This window comes from Bradyrhizobium sp. 76 (assembly GCF_023073025.1).
Taxonomy (GTDB): domain Bacteria; phylum Pseudomonadota; class Alphaproteobacteria; order Rhizobiales; family Xanthobacteraceae; genus Bradyrhizobium.
Genome location: NZ_JADPIS010000149.1, coordinates 652,742 through 674,088 on the forward strand (window position 1 = coordinate 652,742; position 21,347 = coordinate 674,088).

A 21,347-nucleotide genomic window follows, 5' to 3' on the forward strand; every position below is an offset into this window, starting at 1 on the left:
CACCGGCTAACCCTCTCCACGGCGGAATCTTGCCGGTGTGGCATTTTTCTCTGCCGGTGCGCTCGAGTCGCCCCGCCGGGAGCCGCGGGCGGCGATCTCGGCGACCAGCGTGGTCAGGCTGTTGATCGCGTTCAGCGACAGGCCGGCATCGCCGGCGGCTTCGCCCCGGGCCGATTCGGGCAGCACGGCGCGCTGAAAGCCGAGTTTTGCCGCTTCTTTCAGCCGGGCCGGGGTCTGCGCCACCGGGCGCACCACGCCGGAGAGCGAGATCTCACCGAAATAGACCGCATCGGTGGGTAACTGCGCATTAACCAGCGAGGACACCAACGCAGCCGCGGCGGCCAGATCAGCCGCGGGCTCGTGGATGCGCAGGCCGCCCGCGACGTTCAGATAGACGTCGTGGCCGGACAGCTTGACCCCGCAATGGGCTTCCAGCACCGCCAGCACCATCGACAGCCGGCTCGGATCCCAGCCGACCACGGCCCGGCGCGGCGTGCCAAGCGAGGTCGGCGCCACCAGCGCCTGCAATTCGACCAGAACGGGCCTTGTGCCCTCGATGCCCGCGAAGACTGCGGTGCCGGGCGTGCCGAGATCGCGCTCGGACAAAAACAGCTCGGAGGGGTTGGTGACTTCGCGCAGGCCAAGCCCGGTCATCTCGAACACGCCGATCTCGTCGGTCGGCCCGAAACGATTCTTCACGGCGCGCAGGATGCGGAATTGCTGCGAGCCTTCGCCCTCGAACGACAGCACCGCATCGACCATGTGCTCGACCACGCGAGGGCCTGCGATCTGTCCGTCCTTGGTGACATGGCCGACCAGGATGATGGCCGCGCCGGTCCTTTTGGCAAAACGAATCAGGGCCTGTGCCGAGGCGCGCACCTGGGTGACCGTGCCAGGCGCCGATTCCACCGTGTCGGTCCACATCGTCTGGATCGAATCGATCACGATCAGCCGGGGCACCGCGCCCTCGGACAGCGTCGACACGATGTCTTCGACCGACGTCTCGGCGGCGAGCTGCACCGGCGCATCCGACAGCCCGAGCCGCTCCGCGCGCAACCGCACCTGTGCGACCGCCTCTTCGCCGGAGATGTAGACGACGCGGTGACCGGCGCGCGCGAGCAGGCTTGTGGCCTGCGTCAGCAGCGTCGACTTGCCGATGCCGGGATCGCCGCCGACCAGAAGCACCGAGCCGCGCACGAAGCCGCCGCCGGTGACGCGATCGAGCTCCGTCATGCCCGAGGACAGACGCGGGGCGTCCTGGGTTTTTCCGGACAGGCTCTCCAGCGCGAACGTCCGCCCCTTGCGTTTGGAGCGGATCGACACCGGCACGCTGCCGGTCGTGTCCTCCTCCGCGAGCGTATTCCACTCGCCGCAGGACTCGCACTTGCCCTGCCAGCGGTTATAGGCCGCGCCGCAGTTCTGGCAGACGAAGGAAAGCGTGTTCTTGGCCATGGGGACAGCGAGTCCGGGGACAGCGAGTCGGGGGTTTCAGGTTTGCTGATAGCACGGAATGACGGGTCGAGAGCGTGAGTCCGAGCGGACCGCATATCGCAGTTCGGCAGGCCTGATACACCCTTTGTTAGCTCTATGCCGCCGCAACAGGCCGGACTTTGCCAAATGTTAGCGGACGCGGGTCCAGTTTCGGAACCAATACGGGATGGCGAAAAGAATGACCGGACTTTTGCGGATATTGCTGGCTTTCGGCATCACCTGCGGCGTTCTGATGCCGTCTGGCGGCGCTGTTGCGGCCGATGCGAAGCGTCTCAACGTCGTCTTCGTCAACCCGGGCAAGACCGGCGAGGTCTATTGGGACATGGTTTCGCTGACCATGCAGGCCGCCGGCCGCAAGCTCGGCGCGCATGTCGAGGTGCTGACCAGCGAGCGCAATTACCGCACCATGCAGGAGCTCGGGTTCGGCGTGGTGGCACGCAGCGACAAGCCCGACTTTCTCATTCTCTCGAACGAGGAATCGGCCGCCGTTCCGATCATGGAGGCAGCCGAGGCCGCTGGGATCAGGACGCTGCTGCTCTCGAACACGCTGATCGGTGACGATGCGGCGCGTCTTGGACCGCCGCGTCAAAAGCTCAAGACCTGGCTCGGCGACATCACGACGGATCTTCAGACCGCGGGCGCGCGGATGGCCAATGCCCTGATCGACGCGGCGCGTGCCGAGAAATGGCAGAGCCCGGACGGCAAGATCCACATTCTCGGCATCGGCGGCGACGAGATCACGCCGGCCTCGATCGCCCGCAACGCGGGCCTCAAGCTCGCGGTGGACGCCGCGCCGGACGTCGTGGTGGATCGGATGCTGTTCGCCAACTGGACGCGGTCGGAGGCCGAGCATGTCACCACGAATTATCTGAGCTGGGCCGCGCGCAAGGACATCCGGCCCGCAGGCATATGGGCCGGAAACGATCCGATGGCGCTGGGAGCGCTTCGCGCGGTGATCGCTGGCGGCCTCACGCCCGGGCGGAACATCCAATTGGTCGGCCTCAACTGGTCGGAGGATGCGCTGCGCGAGATCAAGGCGGGCCGCTTGCTTCTGACCGACGGCGGGCATTTCCTGCTCGGCGGCTGGTCGATCGTTCTGTTGCGCGACTACGCCGACGGCTGCGATTTTGCGGACGTATCACCCCGTGTCGAGGTCAAGACGTCCGCGATCACGCGTAACAACCTCGCTGCGGTCGACGACCTCATCACCACGCGCGCCTTCGACCGGATCGATTTCGCGCGTTTCAGGGCCAAGGCAGGGCGCTGCGGCCAGTACGACTTCTCCGTCGATGCGCTGATCTCGTCGCTGACCCCTGTGGAAGGCGCTGCCGACTGATGCGAAACGGCGACGACATGACCGATCCGGATCGCAAGCAGCAGGCGCCGCCGCCGCGCTTGCGCTCGGTCGTCCGCGCGATGATCTGGGCGACAGTACCTGTTCTGTTGCTGGTTCAGTTGCTCGCCTCCGCCGGCGTCGAGGCCTCGAGCTTCTGGTCGCAGATCAGGCAGCTCGACGCGCGCATCGCCCGCCTCGCGGAGAGCCGTGCCGAGCTGATCGCCGAACCGCTCTGGAAGATGCGCTACGATCAGGTCACGAGCGTGCTCAACGAGATCATGCACGACGAGAGCATCGCCGCGGCGGCCGTTTACGACGATACCGGAATCGCGATTGCCCGCGTGGTGGCGCGCCCGGTGGGACAGGCGGTCGCGGAGATCTCGCGTCCGATCAACTACAGCAACGGCAACATGGCGGTCCAGGCCGGCCGCATCGCGATCGTATATTCGCATGCGGCGCTCTACGCGGACACGGGCAGCCGGCTGGTGCTGCTGCTGGTCGTCGGCCTGTTGGCAACGTTTGCGACCCTGATCGCCATGCGGATCTCCGCCAACCTCTTCATCGGCAGGCCGCTGGCGGCAATGATGTCCGCAATCCAGCGCAGCAAGGAGGACGGCCGCGCCTATCCGGCGGAGGTCAAATCCTCGAACGAATTCGGTCAGCTTGCGCATGCCTTCAACGCCATGCAGCACACGACGTCCGGTGCGCTCGACCGGCTCGGCCACATGGCCGCGCACGATCCGCTCACGGGGCTGCCCAATCGTCGTTCGCTCTCCGAGCACCTCGTGACCCTGAGTCACGATGCCGGCTCACCGGACGCGCTGATCGCGCTCTGCTTCATCGATCTCGACGACTTCAAGGGCATCAACGACACCTTTGGCCATGATTCCGGCGACAAGTTCCTGGTGCACATTTCCGAGCGCCTTCGTGGTGCGGTCGAACCGCAGGATTGGGTAGCTCGGCTCGGCGGCGATGAATTCGTCGTCATTCGACCCGAGGTCAGCAACGAGGAGACCGCGCAGAGATTTTCGCGCCACTTGCTGGATGCGATTTCCGAGCCGATCCGACTTCACGACAAGCAAGTCGTGCCGCGTGCCAGCATCGGCCTTGCCGTGCGCCGTGCCGGAGATCCCGAGCTTTCGCACCTGCCGGCGCTCGCCGACATCGCGCTCTACCATGCCAAGAGCAAGGCGCCCGGCACGGTTGCGGTGCTCGACGAAGCGCTTCAGCGCGACTATCGCCGCCGCCGGGAGCTCGAACTTGCCATTCTCACAGGCTTCGACGAGAGGCAATTCGAGGTCTGGTATCAAAGCCAGGTCGATCTCGAAAGCCACGACATCGTCGGCCTGGAAGCGCTGATCCGCTGGCGCCATCCGGAACATGGCGTGATCGGTCCGGGCGAATTCTTGCCGCTGATCGAGCGCAGCGGCAACAATGCGCGGCTGACGCGCTATGTGCTCACCGACGCCTGCCGCGCGCTGCAACATCTGGCTGCGGCCGGCAGGCCGCATATCCGGATTGCGATCAATCTGCCGCCGTCCGAGCTCGCCGACCATTCGTTCGCCGCCGAGCTGCGCGCGACCTGCGCGCGCTTTGACGTGGCGGCATCGTTGCTGGAGCTCGAGATCACCGAGGGATCGCTGATCAACAACATGGCCAGCGCATCCGAGACGCTGCACCGCCTGCGGCGCCTGGGTGCCACCATCGCGCTCGACGATTTCGGCACGGGCTACAGCTCGCTCGCCCATCTCAGGCGGTTTCCGCTGGACAAGGTCAAGATCGACAAGGCCTTCATCAGCGAGATCCCCGATAGTGCGGAAGACAAGGCGATTGTTGGCGTCATCGCGTCGCTCGCCGGCACGCTGGGCCTCACTTTGGTGGCCGAAGGCATCGAGCGCGCCGAGCAGGCCCAAGCCATGCGCGAGATGGGCGTGAGGTTCGGCCAGGGCTTTCTCTATCATCGGCCGCAGCCACTCGAGGCCGTGTTGCTATGGCTCGAGGGACGGCCGGCCCACCAGAGCCGCGTCATCGAGGATAGCCCGTCGATCGCGCCCGAATTTGCGGTCTGAGCGCAGCGCGGCTACGGCTGCGCCGCATTCCACAGCATGGAGAGGCCGGCGGCGATCATGATCGCGTCCATCACGACGCGGAACATCTCCGGCTTCAGGCGCAGCACGAAGCGTTTGGCGATGAAGGCGCCCGCCATCAACGAAGATCCAGCGATCAGGCCTTTGACGAACACGTCGCCGGTCAGCGCGCCGAACCGTTCGAAGGTCACGGATTTCGCGGCATAGAGCCCGAGCGAAGAAGCCGCTTCGGTCGCGAGGAAGGCGCCCCGGGACAAGCCGTAGAACAGGAACAGCGGGACGCTGAGCGGGCCGGTGGAGACGACGATGCCGGTGAGATAACCGATGACGGCCCCGCCGATCGCCAGATGCCAGAGATCGGCCTTGAGATCGTGCCGCGCCAGCCAGTGTCGCACCGGCACCATCGCGATCAGGAAGACGCCGATGGCGAGATCGACGGCGTGCGAGGGCAGGGCCAGCAGCGTCCGCGCGCCGAGCGCGGCGGCCGGAATGCCTGTCACCGAATAAGCCGCGCAGGCCCGCCAGTCGACCTCGCGCCACCAGGCCAGGATTCGTGAGAAGTTGGCCATGACGGCGGCCACCGCCATGATCGGCACCGCCTCCTTTGGCCCATAGGCATAGACAAGCACCGGCATCAGCATGATCGACGAGCCCGTGCCGACGATGCCGGAAATGGTGCCTGCGATGAGGCCGACGATGAGGACGAAGAGAAAAGCCAAAACGGTCTCCACGAATCGGGAGTTTAGCCGCGGCCATGGGCGCAGGCGATCTGCGAGGCGAGGGAACCCTGTCTTGCCGAGAGCCCGGCGTTAACCATCGCCGACGGTTCCAGTCTGAGCGAAATCGCTTCGAAGTTTCTTAAATCTTACTGGGTACCTCTCTTGGGCATAGTGATCTGGGGGAAGAGTATGGGTAAGCGGGCCAAACGCGGAAAGGCGGAGACCTTCGCGATCCCGATGGCCGCGAGAGTTGCAATTGGCGCTGTGGCCGTTGGCGCGTTGGGGTACGGTTTGCTGTCCCGGCCGGCGAACGTGCAACCGGCACGAAAGCCGCCCGCGCACGAAGTCCAGGCGTCGTCAACTCCGGTTTACGTCGCAACGCCGGTTCATGCATCAGCTCCGGCTCCGACGCCGCCTTCGGCTCCGCTTCCGGCCCCCGCGCCTCTGATCGAACCGCCCAAAGCGGCCGACGTTCCCGGAGCATTGGTTCGGCAGGTGGTCGACTACGCCAGCCGCCAGACGCCGGGCACCGTGATCATCGACACCAAGAACACCTTCCTCTATCTCGTCCTGAACGACGCGCAGGCACTGCGCTACGGCATCGGTGTTGGCCGCGAAGGTTTCACATGGTCGGGTGAGCAGACTGTGGCTCGCAAGGCGGAATGGCCGGATTGGCATCCGCCCGCGGAGATGGTCTCGCGTCAGCCCTATCTGCCGCGGTTCATGGCCGGCGGTCCCGGCAACCCGCTCGGCGCTCGGGCGATGTATCTGGGCGAGACGGAATATCGAATTCACGGCACCAACAAGCCCGATACGATCGGGAAGCGGGTCTCGTCCGGCTGTATCCGGCTGACCAATGAGGACGTCGTTGACCTCTATGATCGCGTGAAAGTCGGCGCGAAAGTGATCGTGCTTCCGACAACCGTTGCCCGTCGACCACCCCAGGGAGCGCCGGCCGACGCCGCTTTCCGATTACCGGACCCGGCATCCCCGTTGAACCGGCCCTCCGCAACCCACGCGCAGATGCCGTCATCCGGACCGAAGATCGCCGAGGCCCAGTAACTCGTCCTTCGTCCTCCTCCTGCAACGGAGGACAAGGAGGCAAGTCAAGTCGCCCAATCGAGCTATTTTCAAAAGACCACACCTACCCGTGCCATTCCGGAAGACGCGCCTTACCGCCTCGCTATCCTGTCGCTCTTCAATTGTGATCAGGAAGGCAAGTTCCCATGAACGGCAAACCAACGATCGTTTTCTGCCACGGCATTTGGGCCGATGGCTCGTGCTTCAGTAAGGTCATCCCTGCATTGCAGGCCGATGGGCACGAGGTGATTGCCGTTCAATATGGTTTGGACTCTTACGAGGAGGATCTGGCGACGGTTAAGCGCACGCTCAATCGTGTCGGCAGCCCGGTCCTCCTCGTCGGTCATTCTTACGGCGGGGCCACGATTACAGGCGCAGGCACGGATGAGCGCGTGGTTGGGCTGGTGTACATTGCAGCGGTGGCTCCGGATGTTGGCGAAACCGTACAGGATCAGCTCGACAAATATCCGTCGGACATTTTCTCTCGCGTCGAGGTGGCGGATGGGCGTGCCTGGATGCTTCCGAGCGGCACCGAGTTCTTCGCAGGTGACCTCTCCGAGGCAGACCAGAAGCTGGTTTGGGCCACGCATTATGCGCCCGTCTACGACCTGTTCCAGCAGCAAAAGCTCGGCGCGGACAAGGTCGCGTGGAGATCGAAGCCAAGCTGGTACGTCCTGGCCACGAAAGACCACACTGTGCATCCCGATCTGCAACGTTGGGTCTCGAAGCGCATGGGAGCGACAGTGACCGAGGTCGCGAGCAGCCACGTGCCAATGCTGTCCCAGCCTGATGTGGTGATCGACGTCATACGCAAGGCCGCGGCCGCCGTTCAAAAAGGCTGATCGCAGTCACTGCGCTGAAGGCGAAGGAGAGGTCGCTCGTGGGCGATCTCTCCTGTTCACTGTCCAGTGGGCGATGACTGCTTCCGGAGACATCCGCCGGTGTTTTGCCCGTTTCGGAGCAGGCGTAACCCATTGATTTGCCAGCGGTCGGCTACTGTGCATGGGGTTGTTTTTCATGTTTTTAGTGGGTTGGCGCGGCAAGTCGGTGCTCGCAGCACATGGGTCAAGTCCGGCTGCGCGCTGCTGACAGCATGTTGGCAGCAGGGGCCGGCTACGACCATCTCCTGACAAGACGGAGAGTGGGTCATGCGGGTCGAGGGAAGCTGTCATTGCGGTGAGACGGTGTTCGAGGTCACGGAGGCGCCCGCGAGCGTGACCCGTTGCACCTGCTCGCTCTGCGCCAAGCGCGGCGCGCTGTGGGCCTATTACACGCCGGCGCAGTTTCGGCTGCTGTCGCCCGCGGAGAATGTCGCGACCTATCTCTGGGGCAGCCGCACGGTCAAACACCATTTCTGCGCAAGCTGCGGCTGCGGTACCTATTCGGAGTCGCCGGACTGGTCGACCGGCAAGCCCGATTTCGACAATCCCAGGGTCGGCGTCAACGCGCGCCTGTTCGACGAGTTCGATCTCGAGGCCGTGCCGGTGACCATGATCGACGGCAAGAATCTGTGGTGAGCATGCGCTCTCACGCATGTCTGCTGCTCGTCCGTGCTCTTGAGACACTCTTGAAAAGCTGATCTGTTTCCGCCCGACAGAAAAGGGGAGGAAGCCAATGATGCGTCTTTTCGCGCGAGTGATGCTCGCGATGTGTCTGGCCGTTGTAGCCGGCTTCAATGCGCAGGCGCAGACCAAGCCCAAGGTCACGACATCAGGACCGGATTTCCCCAAGGCCGCGCTGTTCGTCGGCAACAGCTTCTTCTACTACAACAACGGCATGCCCGGGCATCTCTCCTTCATGGAGCGGGCTGCGTATCCCGAAAACAAGGCGGCCTATCGCAACACCATGGCAACGATCGGCGGCTCCGGCCTCGATTGGCACGATATGGACAATCTGCTGCGGCCGGGCGGCCTCGGCGCCTATTCGTTCGACGAGCAGAACAACGTCATCTTCAACAAGCCGGGCAGGCAATACGACGCCGTCGTGATGATGGATTGCAGCCAGTGCCCGATCCATCCGCAATTGAAGGACGCGTTCGCGACCTTCGCGAAGAAGGACAGCGAGATCGTCCGCGCCCACGGCATGCGGCCGGTCCTGTTCATGTCCTGGGCCTACGCCGACAAGCCTGAGATGACGGAAGCGTTGGCCGAAGCCTACACGATCGCAGGCAATGCCAATGATGCGCTGGTGATCCCAGCAGGTCTTGCCTTCGCGCGCGTGCGCAAGCTGCAGCCCGAACTCAATCTGTATGCGCCGGACAAGCGGCACCCGAGCCCCGCAGGCACGTATCTGGCGACCTGCGTGACGTTCGCCGCGCTGACGGGCCGCTCGCCGGTCGGCAATTCCTACACGATGGGACTGGACGCACCGACGGTGGAGCTGCTGCAAAAAGCAGCGTGGGACACGGTGCAGGAATATTACGGGCGCTGACCTAGCGCAGCACGACCCAGGCCGGTGCGTGATCGCTCGCGCCTTCCTCGCCGCGAACCTCCTTGTCCACGCCGGCTTTTGCCAGGCGTGAGACGAGGGCAGGGCTGAGCAGGAGATGGTCGAGCCGCAGGCCCGCATCACGCGGCCAGCGGTTTCGCTTGTAATCCCAGAAGGTGTAGATGCGCTTTTCCGGGTGCAGTTCGCGGATCGCGTCACACCAGCCTTGCGCCACCAGCGACGCAAAAGCCGCACGGCTCTTCGGCTGGATCAAGGCATCCTTGTCCCACGAGCGCGTCGGATAGATGTCGATCTCATCAGGCGCAACGTTGTAGTCGCCGGCGAGCACGACGGGCAGATCCTGCTTGATCAACGTTCTGGCATGGCGCTTGAGCCGCGCGAACCAGTCGAGCTTGTAGTCGAATTTCGGTCCCGGCTGCGGATTGCCGTTCGGCAGGTAGATGCTGGTGACGATGACACCGCGTACCGCGGCCTCGATGTAGCGGGCTTCGTGATCGCCGGGCTTTCCCGGCAAGCGATCGCGGGTGAGAACGGGCTCGGCATTGCGGGCCAGGATGGCGACGCCGTTCCAGGTCTTCTGTCCACACCACACTGCGCCGTAACCGGCCTTTTCGATCGCGGCCGCCGGAAATTCGCCATCACTTGCCTTCAACTCCTGAAGTGCGACGACGTCGGGCTTCGCCGTTCGCATCCATGCCAACAGATTGGGCAGGCGGCGATTGATGTTGTTGATGTTGAAGGTCGCGATCTTCATGTAGAGCTACCGGCTCCTGCCTTCCGTTACCGGAGAAACAATGTCCAAGTTGAGCTTTGCCGTTATCGCCGTCGCCGTTGCGTTCTCCGGGGGCGTCTCGGCACAATCATCCGATCCGCGCGGCGCGTGCAAGGCGGACTATGACAAATTCTGCGCCGGCATTGCGCCGGGCGGCGGCATCGTCGCCTGCCTCAACGCCAAGCGCGACAAGCTCACCGCAACCTGCAAGACGGCGCTGGACAGCAGGAAAAAGAAGTAAGCGGCGTGCTGCTCAGCCCGGCAGCGGCGGTGGGCTAGCGGACGGCTCGACCGGCGGCGGAGCGGGCGTCTGCTGCTCGACCGCCTGTGCGGGCGCCGGCTTGGCCAGCGGCTCCACCACGTTCCCGCCCTTGTAGATGCGGGCGTAGCGGCGGCCGAGGCTGGTCAGCACCTCGTAGCCGATCGTTCCGAAATGATGCGCGAGCTCGTCGACGGTAATGCCTTCGCCGAGCAGCGTCACCATGTGGCCCCGCCGCGCCGCGTTCGGCGGCAGATCGGTGATGTCGATCGCGATCAGATCCATCGAAACGCGGCCCGCGACCGGACAGCGCTTGCCGGCGACGATGACCTCAGCGCCGCGGGTGCCGTCGTTGGAGCTTGCGGCACGGAAATAGCCGTCGGCGTAGCCGACCGCGATGATCGCGAGTTTCGTCGGCCGCCGTGCGGTCCAGGTGCCGCCATAGCCGACGCTCTCGCCGCGCTCGATATTGCGGATCTGCACGATGCGGGCCTTGAGGTCGACCACCGGCTGCATCGGATTGTCGGCCTCCGGCGTCGGGTTGACGCCGTAGAGTGCGGCGCCCGGCCGCACCATGTCGAACTGGAAGGGCGCGCCGAGGAAGACGCCGGACGAATTGGCGAGCGCCGCCGGCACGCCGGAGAATTCGCTGGCGATGCCGCGGAAGGCCGCGAGTTGCTTGGCGTTCACCGGGCTGTTGAGCTGCTCGGCCGAAACCAGATGGCTCATCACCAGCGTGATGCCGTGATCGCCGGCGTTTATGCGGGGGATGATGGCCTGTGCTTCCGCAAGCGTCAGGCCGAGCCGATTCATGCCGGTGTCGATGTGGATGGCGGCGCCACCGGTCCAGCCGGTCCGGCGGCAGAACACGTCCCATTCGGCGAGCTCGTTGAGATCGCCGATCACGGGGCGGCAGTTGATCTGGGCGTAGTGCTCGCCGGTGTTCTGGAAATAGCCGCCGAGCACGTAGATCGCAGGCTCCGGCACCGCCGCGCGCACCTTGCGCGCTTCCTCGATGGTGGCGACGAAGAAGGTCTTGCAGCCGGCCTTGTTCAGGGCACGCGCGACCTGCTCGGCGCCGCAGCCATAGGCGTCGGCCTTGATCACCGCCGAGCATTCGGCCGGCACCGCGGTCTTCTCGAGCTTGCGCCAATTGGCGATGATGGCGTCGAGATCGACGGTGAGCACGCCGCCGAAGGTCGCGAGCGCGGCAGCCTGATTGGCCTCCGCGGAGAGAAGGCCGGATTGCGGGATGATTTTCGGGTCGGACGCCATTGTCATGGCGCCGTTTTACGCAAGAGGCCGGTCAGGTTCAACCCAGGGAACTCAGTAGTCGTTGCCGCTGCGGTCCGGCACCTGGCTGTCCGGCGCGAGGTCGCCGAACCGCGTGATCGACGCTTCGAAGGCCAGATCGACGGTGCCGGTCGGTCCGTGGCGCTGCTTGCCGATGATGACTTCGGCCTTGCCATGCGCAAGATCCATGTCCAGGCGCCATTTTTCGTGCTCGGGTGTGCCCGGGCGCGGCTCCTTGTTTCCGAGGTAATATTCCTCGCGGTAGACGAACAGCACGACGTCGGCGTCCTGCTCGATCGAGCCCGATTCGCGCAAATCCGAGAGCTGCGGCCGCTTGTCGTCACGCGACTCGACCTGGCGCGAGAGCTGCGAGAGCGCAATCACGGGCACGCTGAGTTCCTTGGCGAGCGCTTTCAGGCTGGTCGTGATCTCGGTGATTTCCTGCACGCGGTTTTCGCTGCGCTTGCCCGAACCCGACAAGAGCTGGATGTAGTCGATGACGATGAGGTCGAGGCCCTTCTGCCGCTTCAGCCGGCGGGCGCGCGCCATCAGCTGGGCAATGGAGAGACCGCCGGTCTCGTCGACATAGAAGGGCAGCGACTGCAGCTCGATCGAGACCTCGCGGATCTTCTCGAAATCGGCCTCCGAGATGCCGCCGCGGCGGATCGACGAGGAGGGAATGCCGGTGCGCTCGGCCACGATACGCGTGGCGAGCTGGTCGGCCGACATTTCGCAGGAGAAGAAGCCGATGACGCCGCCATGGGCCGCCTTCATGGTGCCGTCGGCCTGGAGTTCGCCGACATAGGCCCGGGCGACGTTGTAGGCGATGTTGGTCGCAAGCGAGGTCTTGCCCATGCCGGGTCGGCCGGCGACAATGATGAGGTCAGAGTGCTGCAACCCGCCCATCTTGGTGTCGAGGTCGCGCAGGCCGGTCGAGATGCCCGACAGCTTTCCGTCGCGCTGGAACGCTTTCGCGGCCAGATCGACCGCAAGCGTCAGCGCCTGCGAGAATTTCTGGAAGCCGCCGTCGTAGCGGCCGGATTCGGCGAGTTCGTAGAGACGGCGCTCGGCGTCCTCGATCTGCGCCCGCGGCGCGAAGTCGACCGGGGCATCATAGGCGACATTGACCATGTCCTCGCCGATGCCGATCAGGTCGCGTCGCAATGCCAGATCGTAGATGGTGCGCCCATAATCCTGCGCATTGATGATCGTGGTCGCTTCGGCGGCGAGGCGCGCCAGATATTGCCCGATGGTCATGCCGCCGATGTCGGTGTCGGCGGGCAGGAAGGTCTTCAGCGTGACGGGCGTCGCGATCTTGCCCATCCGGATCAGGCTCGAGGCGGTCTCGAAGATGGTCTGGTGCAGCGGCTCGAAGTAATGCTTCGGCTCCAGGAAGTCGGAGACGCGGTAAAACGCGTCGTTGTTGACCAGGATCGCGCCCAGCAGGCTCTGTTCCGCCTCGATATTATGCGGCGCGCTCCGATAAGCGGGAGTTCCGGCTTCGGGCGCGAGTTTGAGAACGTTCGAATCAGTCAGGGCCATGGTCGAGCGATAGCAATTTTCTGGGGCGGATGCGGGGCCGGGATAAAGCGCCGCCTCAGACCAAAGCGGAAGCAAAAGCTCGCCGCTATCAACCGATCATTAAAATGGTGGATGATTGGCCGCCGCAGCCCGCGCCGCGCTTGACGGATTTTCCTGGAACCATGCCGGGACCTGAAAGCCGTCGCTACCGCGCCACGGAAAACGCTCGTTGAAGTGAACCTAATGGGTTGGCGGGAGACGTATCGAGACGCGCGCGAAATGACGCACGCTGGGCGCTTTCGGCTCGGTTCAGACCAGCAGGAGGTAAACCAGTGCAACCAGAGCCGCCCCGACGCCGGTAGCGATCAGGGCGTAATCGGTGCGGAGGTCGTCCTGCACGTCGAATGAGGTTTGGGTCTCTTTGCTCATGGCGACGGTCTAAGCCAGGGCCGACGAGACTTATGTGAAGCAGATCACATCTCCCCGGATTCTTTCGGGGGTACAGCCGGAACAGGCAAGCGGGCGGGGGGTTGTCTCCCGGTCTGCCACCAGGGAACGAGGCAAGCGATGCGGCCAGAACGGCAGCCCCGGAATTGGCGAAGCGAAGCAGGCAGCCGACATTGGCTGTCGGGGCTGATCGCGGCCATGGAGCATGCTGAGCGGCCTGAAGTGCGTCGGGAACCGGTGGCCCCCGAAATCCTGAAGGCACTGCGGATGCAATTGGCCTTAACGGCCTCTTTCCGGTCTGCTCCGATTTCGACCCTGCGCCACTAGGACTTATTCACCAGCCAGCTTCAGCCTCGGCTTGGCGCCGGCTTCGACGGCCCGCAGCCGGGCTTCTTCACGCGCGATGTAGTTGCGCGTCATCGGCACGACGCCCTGACGCCGGGTGAGTTGAATCTGGAAGTTCATCATATCCTGCTTGCGGAACGTCATCTCGCTGGCTGCCAGGTAAAATTCCCACATCAGCGCGAAGCGCTCGTCATACAGCTGCACGGCTTCCTCGCGCCGCGCCATGAAGCGCTCGCGCCATGCCTTCAGCGTTTCGGCGTAATGCAGGCGCAGTATCTCGATGTCGCAGATCAGCAGGCCGGCCCGCTCCATCGCCGGCAGCACCTCCGAGAGAGCAGGGATGTAGCCGCCGGGAAATATGTATTTGGCGATCCACGGATTGGTGGAGTCCGGGCCCTGCGAACGGCCGATCGAGTGCAACAACATGACGCCGTCCTTGTCCAGCAGCTCGGCGCAGCGCTGGAAGTAGGTGTCGTAGAAGCGCGCGCCGACATGCTCCAACATGCCGACTGAGACGATGCGGTCGAACGGGCCGGCGATGTCGCGATAGTCCTGAAGCAGGAATTTGGCGGATCTGGTCAGGCCCTTTTCGGCTGCGCGCGCATTGGCGATCTGCAACTGCTCCGTCGATAACGTGACGCCAGTGACGTCAGCACCTGCGATCTCGGCGAGATAGAGCCCAAGTCCGCCCCAGCCCGAGCCGATGTCGAGGACGCGCTGGCCGCCCTTGACGAGCAGCTTTGCGGCGACGTGCCGTTTCTTGGCGAGCTGCGCATCGTCGAGCGTGCTCTCCGGCGTCTCGAAATAGGCGCAGCTATATTGCTTGTCGGCGTCGAGAAAGAGCGAATAGAGCCTTGCATCGAGATCGTAATGGTGGGCGACGTTGCTGCGGGAGCGCGGGCGCGGATTGAACTGCTTCAGGTGCCGCACCAGATAGCGCAGGTGCCACCAGGGTTTTGCCCAGTGCGGCAATAGGTCGGGTTGATCGAGCAGGATCGCGAGGGCATCAGCTACGGTGCCGTGCTCGACGACGAACTCGCCGTCCATGTAGGCCTCGCCAAGCCCGAGCTCGGGATTGACGAGGATTCTTCGCTCTGCGTCCGCGGTGACGAAGCGGACTGCGACCGGTTTGCCCGAGCCGTCGCCGACGGTGAACTTCGCGCCCTTCGCCGTGGTCACCGTCATCGACCCGCGGCGGATGAATTGAGACAGGAATTGACGCAGCAATCGATCCATCGGTACCCATCCTCTCGAGCGGACCCGAAGAGATGCGACTACCCGGCCTTTCACACCCTACGCCCGGGCATCTCGGCGGTTCCTATGCGTTTGCATCTAGATCTAGGGAGGTGTCCCGGGCCCGCTATTGCGCTGTGCTCAAAGCGGATATTCCCAAACCGCTTAATCACATCCTTGCGCGCGGAGGCTGCTTCCATTCGCGGCTCAATCGGATAAAAGGTGACCCGCCGCGGCGCCGCCTGCCGGCTGCACCTCTCGGAATTCAATGGAGATGATGGGAATGTCGAGCCGAGCGCTCAGCCTCGCGACGATCTTGCTTCTGATCGGCTTCGGCGCGACCGATACCGTTCTCGCGCAGGCGACGAACCTCGAGGCCGGCAAGGCCCCATCCCAGCTTTTCGCGCAGACCTGCAATGCATGTCACAAGAGCCCGCGCGGCCTGTTGAAAACGGTGGCGCCGGGTTCGCTGCCGGGCTTCCTGCGCCAGCATTACACGACCAGCTCCGACATGGCCGGCGTGCTCGCCTCCTACCTCGTCTCCAACGGAGCCACCGACACCCGCTACCAGGCCAAGGACGGCAAGGACAAGAAGGACGGCGCCAAGGACAAGGACAAGGAAGCCAATACCAATCCCGCGCAGTCCCCCGAACGTCAGGGCCGCCGGCAACGTTCCCAGGAGTCCGCCAAGCCGGAAGGCGAGGGTGCCGCTCCCGCGGTCGAGGGCGCGCGTCAGAAACGCGCCGCGCGGCCGGCCGAAGAAGGAACGAAGGAAGGCGCGAAGCCCGAGGACCAGGCTGCCCCCGAAGGGCGCAAGGCCAAGCGTCTCGGCAAGCGTGGCAAGCCGGGAAGTGATGAGGCACCGAAGGTCGATGCCGCGGCGCCCACGGCAGACGACAAGAAGAGCGAGCCGAAGGTCGAGTCCAAGCCCGAGACAAAGCCTGAGACTGCGAAGGGGGATTCCGGCGAGGCTAAATCCGAAGGCAGCAAATCTGAAGGCAGCAAGCCGTCCGAGAAGCCCGCCGAGGCCAAGCCGGAAAGTTCCAAGGTTGAGCCGCGCGGCAGCGAGGCTCCGGCGTTGCGGCCCGATCCAGTGCCGCAGGTGACGCCGGCGGCACCATCCGCCGCGAAGCCCGCCGAGCCAGCTGCGCCCAAGGCGGCGGAAGACGCCGCCCCCAAGCCCGCCGCAAGGGCCGAACCGCCAGCGAAGTCGCAGGAGCCCGCGCCGCCCGCAACCGCTGCGGCCCCACCGCCGCCAGCCGAATCGTCCGGTCCGCCGACGCCGCCGATTTCCCGATAAACGACCATACATTTCGACATGCGAAGGCCGCGCGGCTCGCGCGGCCTTCGTCGTCTTGACCGCAACACGATCGATCGCAGCTGCGATCTCGCGCGGCCAGCCGGCGTTGACGGCCGAATACAAGCTCAATCTGTTGTCGCCCGCGGCTGGCAAGAAGCTGATCGGCCGGGCGAGGGTGATCAAGCCGGGGCGTCAGGTCTCCGTGGTCGCAGCTGACGCTTTCTGCGTCACCGACGGCATCGAGAAGCAACCGGCAACCGCGCTCGCGTCGATCGCGATGCTGAGCGAGGACGTTGCCGCCAAAACGAAAAGCCCGGCCGCCTGAGGCGACCGGGCTTCGAAAGCCTTGCGCGAATGCGAGGCTTACTTCTCGGTCTCTTCCGCAGCCGGCGCCGGCTCGGCGTCGTCCTGCTGGGCTTCCGGGTCGAAGAACTCGCCGGCAGCTGCGATCGCTTCGGCCGCAGCATCCCGGTCTTCGTTCCGGCTCGAGATGTCCTCGCCGCGGTTGATGCGCTCGGCCTCGTCCTGGCTGCGCGCCACGGTGACACTGATCTCGATCTCGACCTCGGGGTGGATGGCGACCGTGATGGTGTGCTTGCCGATGGTCTTGATCGGCGCGTCGAGCTGAACCTGCGGGCGGGACAGTGAAACACCGTCGGCTTCGAACGCCACGACGATGTCGCGCACGTTGACCGAGCCGAACAGCTGGCCGGCTTCCGAAGCCTGACGGATCACGATGATGTTCTTGCCCTGGATCTTCTCGGCGATCTTGGACGCCTCGCCCTTGGACTCAAGGTTGCGAGCCTCGAGCTCGGCCTTCATGCCGTCGTACTTGGCACGGTTGTCGGCGGTGGCGCGCAGCGCCTTGCCGCGCTTGAGCAGGAAATTGCGGGCATAGCCGTCGCGAACCTTCACGACTTCGCCCATGTGACCGAGCTTGTTGACGCGTTCCAGCAAAATGACTTCCATATTCGTTCTCCTTTGATGTGTTGAGTGAGTTGGAATTTCGAACTTGAACTTTCGGATTTGAACTCAAGAGGTCGGCAGCGGCGGTGGTTGGCGCGTACGAAGGAAGCGTTCGCGGAGGCCGAACACGGCATCCGCGAGGCCGAGGATCACCATCGCCATGACGGGCCATCCGAACACGACCACGACGGCGTAGGTAGAGCCGAGCCAGAAGGTGCGGCTCTTCAGCGCCAGCGTTAGCGTGTGCAGCACGGCAAAGCCGGTCAGCGCATATCCCATCATCAGCGCCGCCGCCGCGATCTGCGCCACGATCGCAAGCAGTCCGCCGGTGAAGCAGAAGGCGAGCGCGATGCAGAGCGCCACGAGCGTCATCGGCGGCAGCTCCGCCGTCATCAGGTCCGGCCAGGGGCGTCGCAGCCGGCCCGACGTCGCCGTCACCTTGGTGCTGAGCCAGAGGTTGAGGGTCAGCGTCATCATCGCGACGATGGTGGCGGCGGCCGGCACGATCCGCACCAGTGCGTCGACGAATTGGTCGGTCTCGCCGGAGGTCTGCGGGTCGGCGGCGCGGAGGAGGCGCATCAGGCCACGGCGCAGCGTGCCGGTGATGGTCTCGGCGTCGGTGCCGAGCGTGAGCAGGGCGGCGAGCGTGGTCAGTGTGGCGAAGCCCGCGATCCACAGCAGGATGCGGCCGACCGGATACCATTCGAACGCAGGCTCAGTGGGCGGCTCGCCGGCGGGCTTCGGCGAGGAGGGTCCGACCTGCCGGCTGAGCAGGACGAGATGGCCGAGCCACCAGGCCGGCAATGCGACGGTGACGGCGAAGGCAATGCAGTAGGGCAGGCCGAACAGCGCGCCGAGGCCAACCGCGGCGGCGATGCCGCCGAGGCTCGCGCAAAGCGGTCCCCAGCCGATCGAGGCGACCATCAGCGGCAGCGGTGCGAGATAGAACAGGACGAGCGAGATCAGCGCGCCCGAAGCGATCGAGGCGAACATCAGGGCCGACGCAGCGCCGGCGATCAGGGCTATCAGTCCAAAGGCCATCATCAGCTGTCCCGCTCCCTTCGAGCGGTTAGAGGCATCTCGCCCCAACCATCGGCGACCGGACGACCCGGAAGCCTTATGAGAAACTAGGTAGCTCGGCCGGCGGCGATGTCGCCGCCGGCCGAATTCGTCTTAGCGAATGACGTAGGGCAGCAGGCCCAAGAACCGCGCGCGCTTGATGGCGCGGGCAAGCTCACGCTGCTTCTTCGCGGACACCGCGGTGATGCGGCTCGGCACGATCTTGCCGCGCTCGGAGACGTAACGCATCAGCAGCTTGGAGTCCTTGTAGTCGATCTTCGGAGCATTCGCGCCCGTGAACGGGCAGCTCTTGCGGCGACGGAAAAACGGGCGGCGTGCACCAGCTTCAGCCATTGTTCTTACTCCCCATCCGTCGTGGTGGTGGTGGTGGTTTCAGCGTCTTCGCGCGGACGGCGCGGACCGCGGTCACCGCGGAAGCCGCCACCTTCACGATCGCCACCACGGAAACCACCCTCGCGGTCGCCACGGAAGCCACCGCCTTCGCGATCGCCACGGAATCCGCCGCCACGGTCGTCACGCTCGCGGTCACGGTCAGCCTTGCGCATCATCGCGGACGGACCTTCCTCGAGCTCCTCGACGCGGACGCTGAGATAGCGGATCACGTCTTCGCTGATGCGCTCCTGGCGCTCGATCTCGGCGATCGCCGCGGACGGCGCGTCGATGTTGAGCAGCACGAAATGCGCCTTGCGGTTCTTGTTCATGCGGTAGGTGAGGGAGCGTACGCCCCAATTCTCGGTCTTGGTGACCTTGCCGCCGAGACCTTCGACGATGCCGGTCATCTGCGCAGTCAGCTCTTCGACCTGCTGCGTGCTCGCGTCTTGGCGCGCGAGAAAAACATGCTCATAGAGAGCCATGGAAGTCCTTTCCTCATGTTGGCGCATCGCCCGGCGTCAAGCCCTTAAGAGGCCTTCGGAAAGGACTCTGGGATTAAGCTCAGAAGGCGGAAACACGGGACGACGGGCCGACTGGCCCTGCCACACCAAAATCACGAATGATTTGCTGAGACCGTCCGTTCAGCTCCCGGCCGGGGTCTGCGGATGGGCGCGTTATACGGATTTCGGCTGACTTGGCAAGGTTTCTGGCAAGGTTGCAGGCGGCGTTTTGGCGCGGATGGTCCCGATGCGGGCGGCTGGATCCACCGCGGTCCACCATACCGGCTTGATTTATTTGTTTGTATATCATACAAACAAAGCTGACGGGAGCGAACCCCCATGGCAGAAAAGTCGGCCCAGAAGCCGCTCGAGGCGGCAGGCGATCCCAAACACGCCGCCCGCGCCACGCGGTCGGCCGGCCGCAAAATGCGCTCGCTGCTGCTGGATGCCGCGAGCCCGCTGTTTCGGGAGCGGGGGCTGTCGGGCACGGCGATCACCGACATCGCAGCCGCTGCGAACGCGTTCCCGAGCCAGATCACCTATTACTTCCGCACCAAGGAGGCGCTGTTCGTCGAATGCGCCTGCCGCGAGTTGCTGTACCTGGCGCGAGCGACCGAGCAGGCGGCGCTGAAGGCGCGCACGCCACGGGACTATACCCACGCGCTGGCCGAGACCGTCACGGCGAGCGATTCGGTGACCTTCTTCGCCGAGGCGCTGACGCTGACGCGGCGGCGCCAGGATCTCGCGCCGCTGGTCGAGCGCACCATCGAGCGCCTGCACAGTGAGGGTGCGCGAGCCTATGCGAGCCAGGTCGCGCGGCACGGCTGGCGCTCCCTGCGCGCGCCCGATGAGAGTTCGCGGCGGTTCTGGGCCGTCGCCATCGGCGTCATCCTCGAGGGCTACGCGATGGGCCGTTCGCCCGAGGCGCTGTGCGCCGAGATGCTGCGCGTGCTGGGTGAACAGGCGAAATTCAATAATGACACGACGCGCCTGCGCCTTGTCGACGCGCGCGACGCATCGAGCAATTCGAATGAGGAGAGTTAGGCCATGACTGCGCTTCGCATGCGTGCCCGCGATTTCCTGACCGACGACCAACTTGCCGACGTGCGCCAGCGCGTGACCTGGAAAGGCGTCGCGCTGATCGCGCACGCCTGGGCGCTCATCATCGCGGCAATCGCCTTGGTCGCGTGGTGGCCCAATCCGATCACTTATCTCTTCGCCGTCGCCATCATCGGCTCGCGCCAGCTCGGGCTCGCGATCCTCATGCATGACGGCGCGCATGGCTGCCTGTCCGCCGACGAGAAAACCAATCTGACCATGAGCCAGTGGTTCTGCGCCTATCCTCTGTTTGCGGAGACGCGCAGCTATCGGCGCTATCACCTTCAGCATCATGCGCGCACGCAGCAGGAGGACGATCCCGATCTCGTGCTGTCGGCACCATTTCCGATCACGAAGCTGAGCTATCGCCGCAAGTTCATTCGCGACATCACCGGGCAGACCGGCTACCAGCAGCGCAAGGCGCAGTTGCTCAATGCGCTGGGGCCGAAGGACTGGCCGTTGCGACAGCGCGCGGCGCATTTTTGGGAGCAGCTCGGCCCGCAATGTCTGGTCAATGGCGCGATGTTCGCAGCGCTCACGGCGGCCGGCGTGTGGTGGGCCTATCCGCTGCTATGGCTGGTGCCGCTCCTGACCTGGATGATGGTGATCACCCGTATCCGCAACATCGCCGAGCACGCAGTCGTGCCCGACAGCAGCGATCCCTTGCGCAATACCCGCACCACCTACGCCAATTTCCTCGAGCGTCTGTTCATCGCGCCGTATTACGTGAACTACCACCTCGAACATCATCTCTTGTTCTATGTGCCCTGCTACAATCTGCCCAAGGTGCATCGCCTGCTGAGCCAGAGCCGGCATGCGGCCCGCATGGAGGTGCAACCGAGTTACGCGGCCGTGCTGCGGCTTGCGACCGCGAAGCCGAACCGAGATGATCGCCCGGGGCAACTGGTCAACAGCGCGCGCCGCGCGCAGGCGGGGTCAGAGGTCGACGCCAACCAGACGGCCGGCGGATTTTAGGGACCCGCCTCATCAGTTGAAGGGC

20 protein-coding genes and 1 pseudogene are annotated in these 21,347 nt (G+C 64.7%); 11 read left to right on the plus strand and 10 right to left on the minus strand.

Annotated elements, in window-relative coordinates:
* Window positions 1-6: 6 nt before the first annotated feature.
* Window positions 7-1,452 carry a DNA repair protein RadA gene (radA, locus tag IVB48_RS38635; protein ID WP_007592053.1) on the minus strand — a complete coding sequence of 482 codons (1,446 nt, stop codon included), beginning with the start codon at window positions 1,450-1,452 and terminating at the stop codon, window positions 7-9.
* Window positions 1,453-1,669: 217 nt separating this feature from the next.
* On the opposite strand from radA, the gene IVB48_RS38640 reads away from it, so the two are divergent.
* Window positions 1,670-2,827 (plus strand): ABC transporter substrate-binding protein, encoded by a 1,158-nt coding sequence (locus tag IVB48_RS38640; protein WP_035962601.1) that lies wholly within the window; start codon window positions 1,670-1,672, stop codon window positions 2,825-2,827.
* Window positions 2,827-4,896, plus strand: coding sequence for an EAL domain-containing protein (locus IVB48_RS38645; RefSeq protein ID WP_247408391.1), 2,070 nt, complete (start codon window positions 2,827-2,829; stop codon window positions 4,894-4,896). Before IVB48_RS38640 ends, IVB48_RS38645 begins: the two co-directional genes overlap by 1 nt.
* An 11-nt stretch (window positions 4,897-4,907) precedes the next feature.
* Here the strand turns inward: IVB48_RS38645 and IVB48_RS38650 are convergent, their stop codons facing one another.
* Window positions 4,908-5,633, minus strand: coding sequence for a sulfite exporter TauE/SafE family protein (locus IVB48_RS38650; protein WP_247408393.1), 726 nt, complete (start codon window positions 5,631-5,633; stop codon window positions 4,908-4,910).
* Between the two features lie 189 nt (window positions 5,634-5,822).
* Between IVB48_RS38650 and IVB48_RS38655 the strand changes: the two genes are divergently transcribed.
* From IVB48_RS38655 to IVB48_RS38670, 4 genes are all read left to right on the plus strand, one after another.
* Window positions 5,823-6,695: a L,D-transpeptidase gene (locus IVB48_RS38655; RefSeq protein WP_247408395.1), complete on the plus strand. Its 873-nt coding sequence runs from the start codon at window positions 5,823-5,825 to the stop codon at window positions 6,693-6,695.
* Window positions 6,696-6,859: 164 nt separating this feature from the next.
* Complete coding sequence (locus tag IVB48_RS38660; RefSeq protein WP_247408397.1) at window positions 6,860-7,555, plus strand: alpha/beta hydrolase; 696 nt, start codon at window positions 6,860-6,862, stop codon at window positions 7,553-7,555.
* Between the two features lie 306 nt (window positions 7,556-7,861).
* Complete coding sequence (locus IVB48_RS38665; protein WP_247408399.1) at window positions 7,862-8,230, plus strand: GFA family protein; 369 nt, start codon at window positions 7,862-7,864, stop codon at window positions 8,228-8,230.
* 97 nt (window positions 8,231-8,327) lie between these two features.
* Window positions 8,328-9,143 (plus strand): hypothetical protein, encoded by an 816-nt coding sequence (locus IVB48_RS38670; protein ID WP_247408401.1) that lies wholly within the window; start codon window positions 8,328-8,330, stop codon window positions 9,141-9,143.
* Between the two features lies 1 nt (window position 9,144).
* Here IVB48_RS38670 and IVB48_RS38675 read toward each other — a convergent pair whose 3' ends face one another.
* A complete protein-coding gene (locus IVB48_RS38675) occupies window positions 9,145-9,915 on the minus strand; it encodes an exodeoxyribonuclease III (protein WP_247408403.1) in 771 nt (256 codons plus the stop codon).
* 40 nt (window positions 9,916-9,955) lie between these two features.
* Between IVB48_RS38675 and IVB48_RS38680 the strand changes: the two genes are divergently transcribed.
* On the plus strand, window positions 9,956-10,174 hold the full coding sequence (locus IVB48_RS38680) for a cysteine rich repeat-containing protein (protein ID WP_247408405.1): 219 nt from the start codon (window positions 9,956-9,958) through the stop codon (window positions 10,172-10,174).
* Window positions 10,175-10,186: 12 nt separating this feature from the next.
* Here the strand turns inward: IVB48_RS38680 and alr are convergent, their stop codons facing one another.
* The 3 genes from alr to IVB48_RS38695 form a co-directional block, all read right to left on the minus strand.
* Window positions 10,187-11,467 (minus strand): alanine racemase, encoded by a 1,281-nt coding sequence (gene alr, locus IVB48_RS38685; RefSeq protein WP_247408821.1) that lies wholly within the window; start codon window positions 11,465-11,467, stop codon window positions 10,187-10,189.
* Between the two features lie 51 nt (window positions 11,468-11,518).
* Window positions 11,519-13,027, minus strand: coding sequence for a replicative DNA helicase (locus IVB48_RS38690; RefSeq protein ID WP_247408411.1), 1,509 nt, complete (start codon window positions 13,025-13,027; stop codon window positions 11,519-11,521).
* A gap of 756 nt (window positions 13,028-13,783) precedes the next feature.
* On the minus strand, window positions 13,784-15,034 hold the full coding sequence (locus IVB48_RS38695) for a cyclopropane-fatty-acyl-phospholipid synthase family protein (RefSeq protein WP_247408413.1): 1,251 nt from the start codon (window positions 15,032-15,034) through the stop codon (window positions 13,784-13,786).
* Window positions 15,035-15,314: 280 nt separating this feature from the next.
* On the opposite strand from IVB48_RS38695, the gene IVB48_RS38700 reads away from it, so the two are divergent.
* Window positions 15,315-16,331 carry a hypothetical protein gene (locus IVB48_RS38700; protein ID WP_247408415.1) on the plus strand — a complete coding sequence of 339 codons (1,017 nt, stop codon included), beginning with the start codon at window positions 15,315-15,317 and terminating at the stop codon, window positions 16,329-16,331.
* A 43-nt stretch (window positions 16,332-16,374) separates the two neighbouring features.
* Window positions 16,375-16,656 (plus strand): annotated as a pseudogene (locus tag IVB48_RS38705) (PaaI family thioesterase); the annotation flags it as partial.
* A gap of 38 nt (window positions 16,657-16,694) precedes the next feature.
* Here IVB48_RS38705 and rplI read toward each other — a convergent pair.
* From rplI to rpsF, 4 genes are all read right to left on the minus strand, one after another.
* Window positions 16,695-17,300, minus strand: coding sequence for a 50S ribosomal protein L9 (rplI, locus tag IVB48_RS38710; RefSeq protein ID WP_027569660.1), 606 nt, complete (start codon window positions 17,298-17,300; stop codon window positions 16,695-16,697).
* Window positions 17,301-17,363: 63 nt separating this feature from the next.
* Window positions 17,364-18,341, minus strand: coding sequence for a DUF2232 domain-containing protein (locus tag IVB48_RS38715; RefSeq protein ID WP_247408417.1), 978 nt, complete (start codon window positions 18,339-18,341; stop codon window positions 17,364-17,366).
* Between the two features lie 129 nt (window positions 18,342-18,470).
* Window positions 18,471-18,710, minus strand: a complete 240-nt coding sequence (gene rpsR / locus IVB48_RS38720) for a 30S ribosomal protein S18 (protein ID WP_007592020.1) — start codon at window positions 18,708-18,710, stop codon at window positions 18,471-18,473.
* A gap of 5 nt (window positions 18,711-18,715) precedes the next feature.
* A complete protein-coding gene (gene rpsF, locus IVB48_RS38725; protein WP_085352909.1) occupies window positions 18,716-19,231 on the minus strand; it encodes a 30S ribosomal protein S6 in 516 nt (171 codons plus the stop codon).
* 357 nt (window positions 19,232-19,588) lie between these two features.
* On the opposite strand from rpsF, the gene IVB48_RS38730 reads away from it, so the two are divergent.
* Window positions 19,589-20,293, plus strand: coding sequence for a TetR/AcrR family transcriptional regulator C-terminal domain-containing protein (locus tag IVB48_RS38730; RefSeq protein WP_247408418.1), 705 nt, complete (start codon window positions 19,589-19,591; stop codon window positions 20,291-20,293).
* A gap of 3 nt (window positions 20,294-20,296) precedes the next feature.
* A complete protein-coding gene (locus tag IVB48_RS38735; protein ID WP_247408420.1) occupies window positions 20,297-21,322 on the plus strand; it encodes a fatty acid desaturase family protein in 1,026 nt (341 codons plus the stop codon).
* Window positions 21,323-21,347: the final 25 nt, after the last annotated feature.